General features: G+C 75.4%; 2 protein-coding genes. Both read left to right on the forward strand.

All coding sequences use genetic code 11. The features are described 5' to 3' along the window. Window positions 1–53: 53 nt before the first annotated feature. Window positions 54–1,682 (forward strand): FAD-dependent oxidoreductase, encoded by a 1,629-nt coding sequence (locus E1283_RS33295; protein WP_132821900.1) that lies wholly within the window; start codon window positions 54–56, stop codon window positions 1,680–1,682. Between the two features lie 119 nt (window positions 1,683–1,801). After that, window positions 1,802–3,943: a hydantoinase/oxoprolinase family protein gene (locus tag E1283_RS33300; protein WP_132821901.1), complete on the forward strand. Its 2,142-nt coding sequence runs from the start codon at window positions 1,802–1,804 to the stop codon at window positions 3,941–3,943. Window positions 3,944–3,971 lie beyond the last annotated feature (28 nt).

A 3,971-nucleotide genomic window follows, 5' to 3' on the forward strand; every position in this document is an offset into this window, starting at 1 on the left:
CGCACGACCCGGGCGCCGCCGGCGCCCCACGCACCCACCGAGGAGAGCCCCCCATGCCGGAACCGACCAGCCCGCCCGCCGAGACCGACGTCCTGATCGTGGGCGGCGGCCTGGGCGGGGTCGCCGCGGCGCTCGCCGTCTGCCGGGCCGGGCGGCGCGCCGTCCTGACCGAGGAGACCGACTGGATCGGCGGCCAGCTGACGGCGCAGGCCGTGCCGCCCGACGAGCACCCGTGGGTCGAGCAGTTCGGCACCACCGCGACCTACCGGGCGTTGCGCGGCCACATCAGGGACCACTACCGCCGCTGGTACCCGCTGCGTTCCGAGGCCCTGGCGGTCGCCGAGCTGAACCCCGGCGCCGGGCGCGTCAGCAAGCTGTGCCACGAGCCGCGCGTGGCGCTCGCCGTGCTGGAGGCCATGCTCGCGCCGCACCGCTCGGCCGGGCGGCTGACCGTGCTCACCGAGCACCGGCCGGTCGCCGCCGAGACCGACGGCGACCAGGTGCGCGCCGTGACGCTGCTCGACACCCGGCACGGCGTCCGCCGCACCGTGACGGCGCCCTACGTCCTCGACGCCACGGAGACCGGGGAACTCCTGGAACTGGCGGGCGTGGAGCACGCGCTGGGCGCCGAGGCGCGCGCCGAGTTCGACGAGCCGCACGCCCCCGACGAGGCGCAGCCGCTCAACCAGCAGGGCATCACCGTCTGCTTCGCCGTCTCCCACCACGAGGGCGAGAACCACGTGGGGGACCGCCCCGCCGACTACGCGTTCTGGCGCTCCTACCGCCCGGACTTCTGGCCGGGGCCGCTCCTCGGGTTCACCGCCCCCGACCCGCGCACGCTCGAGCCGGTGGAGCGCTCGTTCCGCCCCAACCCGGAGGGCGACCCCCTGGCCGTCGCGGCCGACCAGAGCGAGGACGCGGGGGACAAGGAACTGTGGGGCTTCCGCCGCATCCTGGCCCGCGGACTGCACCGCCCCGGCGCGTTCGCCTCGGACATCACGCTGGTCAACTGGCCGCTGAACGACTACTGGTTGAAGCCGCTGGTCGGCGCGGGCGACACCGTCGCGCGGGAGGCGCTGGCGGGCGCGCGCGAGCTGTCCCGCTCGGTGCTGTACTGGCTCCAGACCGAGGCGCCGCGCCCCGACGGCGGCACCGGCTTCCCCGGGCTGCGGATCCGTCCCGACGTGACGGGCACCCCGGACGGCCTGGCCAAGTCGGCCTACGTGCGCGAGGCCAGGCGCATCAAGGCGGTCACCACGGTCACCGAACACGACGTGGCGATCGACCTGGTCGGCCCCCGCGGTGGCACCAGGCACCGCGACTCGGTGGGCGTCGGCGGCTACCGCATCGACCTGCACCCCTCGACGGGCGGCGACGACTACGTCGACATCGGCTCCGTGCCGTTCGAGATCCCCCTCGGCGCGCTGCTGCCGCGCCGGGTCACCAACCTGCTGCCCGCGGGCAAGAACATCGGCACCACCCACATCACCAACGGCTGTTACCGCCTCCACCCCGTGGAGTGGAACATCGGCGAGGCCGCCGGCGCGCTGGCCGCCCACTGCCTCGACACCAAGGTCACGCCGCACCAGGTGCGAGAGGAGGAACAGCGGTTCGCCGACTTCGCGCGGGTGCTCGACCGCGCCGGCGTCGAACGCCACTGGCCCGACGTCCGCGGCTACTGACCGCCCCGGGCCCCGGCGGCCCGCACCAGGTGGCCGGTGAACCCGGGCGGGACAGCTCCACCTGTCCCGCCCGGCACCGCCCACTTCCGACATGGCACACAAGGAGGTGTTCCTCGAACATGACCGCTCAACGGACCACTCACCGCCTGCGCGTCGGCATCGACGTGGGCGGAACCTTCACGGACGCGGTGGCCGTCGACGCCACCTCGCTGGAGCTGATCGGCCAGGTGAAGGTTCCGACCAGCCACCACCATCACGACGGCGTCGCGCACGGCATCGTGGAGGCGCTCGACCGGCTGCTCACCGAGATCGGCCGCGCCCCCGAGGACGTGACGTTCCTGGCGCACGGCACCACGCAGGCTACCAACGCCCTGCTGGAGGGCGACGTCGCCCCCGTCGGGCTGATCGGCATGGGCACCGGCCCCGCCGGCTTCCTGACCCGCCGCCTCGCCGCGCTCGGCAGGCTGGAGTTGGCGCCGGGACGCACGCTCCCGCTGCGCTACGCCCACCTCGCCGACCCTTCAGAACCGGCCGCCGTCCGGGAGGCGGTGACGCGGGTCCGCGAGGCCGGCGCCGAAGTCGTCGTCGCCACCGAGCCGTTCAGCGTGGACGCGCCGGAGGGCGAGGACGCGGTGGCGGCCGAGGCACGGGCCGCCGGCCTGCCGGTGACCACGGCACACGAGATCACCTCCCTCTACGGCCTCGGCAAGCGCACCCGCACCGCCGTCGTCAACGCCGCGATCCTGCCCAGGATGCTGGCCACCGCCGACCTGGTGGACGCGTCCGTCGTGAAGGCGGGCGTGCGGGCGCCACTCATGGTGATGCGCTGCGACGGCGGCGTGATGTCGCTGGACGAGATGCGCCGCCGCCCGCTGCTCACCATCCTGTCGGGACCCGCCGCCGGGGTGGCGGGCGCGCTGATGCGGGAACGGGTAAGCGAGGGCGTCTTCCTGGAGACCGGCGGCACCTCCACCGACATCAGCGTCATCCACCGCGGCAAGGTCGCGGTACGGCACGCCGAGATCCTCGGCCGGGCCTCCTACCTGCCGGCGCTGGACGTGCGGACGGTCGGCGTCGGCGGCGGCTCGATGGTGCGCGTCGGCGGCGGGGCGGTGGTCGCGGCCGGGCCGCGCAGCGCCCACATAGCCGGCCTGCCCTACGCCTGCTTCGCCGCCCCCGAGGACCTCGAGGGCGCCACCCTGGCCCTGGTCGGGCCCATGCCGGGCGACCCCGACGACTACGCGGTGATCGAGGCCGCGGGCGGGCGGTTCGCGCTCACGATGACCTGCGCGGCCAACGCCCTCGGCCGGGTCCCCGAGGGCGACTTCGCCCGGTCGGACCCCGCCGTCGCGGCGGCGGCGCTCGCCCCGCTGGCCCGAACACTCGGCACGGACGTGGCGGGCGCCGCGAAGGCCGTGCTGGACGCGGGCGCCAACCGGGTGCGGGAGGTCGTGGACCGCATGATCCGCGACTACCGCCTCGACGAGGAGGCCGTCGTCCTGGTCGGCGGCGGAGGCGGCGCCGCCTCCGTCACCCCGCACCTGGCCGAGATCACCGGACTGCCGGGGAGGATAGCCGCGCACAACGAGGTGATCAGCCCGGTGGGCGTGGCCCTGGCACTGGTCCGCGAACAGATCGAGCGGATCGTTCCCGGCGCCACCCAGGAACAGATCCTCGGGGTGCGCAACGAGGCCGAGGAGGCCGTGGTCGCGCAGGGCGCGAGCCCGGACGCGGTCGAGGTGGAGGTCACGGTCGACCCGCAGACCAGCACCGTTCGGGCCATCGCCACCGGCGCCACCGAACTGCGCACCCAGGACCGCGCCCACCGCGCGGACGACGCCGAACGCCTCCGCGCCGCCGCGGCCAGCCTCAAGGTGCCGCCCGACCAGGTCGAGGTGCTGGCCGGCACCCCGGCCCACACCGTCTACGGGACGGTGCGCAGACGACGACTGCGGCGGCCGCTGCACCCGGTCCGGGTGCTTGACGCCGACGGCGTGGTGCGCCTGCACGCGGCCGACGCCCGGGTGGCCACCACCACCGTCGCCGACGCCCCCGGTGTGCTGGCCGACCTGGTGCGCGAGGCCACCTCCTACGGTGACGGCGGCGTACGCGCCCCGGCCGTCCGCCTGCTGCTCGGCACCCGGATCGCCGACCTGTCCGGCGTGCTGGACGCCGAACCGCTGCTGGCCCTGGCCCGCGGCGAACTGCGCTCCCGCACCGGGGACGAGCCGGTCGTCGCCGTGCTGGAGGTGCGGTCGTGACCCCGCCCCGCTCCACCCCGGTCCGCTC

Origin of the sequence: Streptomyces hainanensis, from assembly GCF_004348415.1 — a bacterium.
Lineage (GTDB): Bacteria > Actinomycetota > Actinomycetes > Streptomycetales > Streptomycetaceae > Streptomyces > Streptomyces hainanensis.

What these genes read in the sequence shown, in the direction of transcription:
- E1283_RS33300 (WP_132821901.1), top strand. Translation starts at nt 1,802, where the DNA reads ATGACCGCTCAACGGACCACTCACCGCCTGCGCGTCGGCATCGACGTG.
- E1283_RS33295 (WP_132821900.1), top strand. Translation starts at nt 54, where the DNA reads ATGCCGGAACCGACCAGCCCGCCCGCCGAGACCGACGTCCTGATCGTG.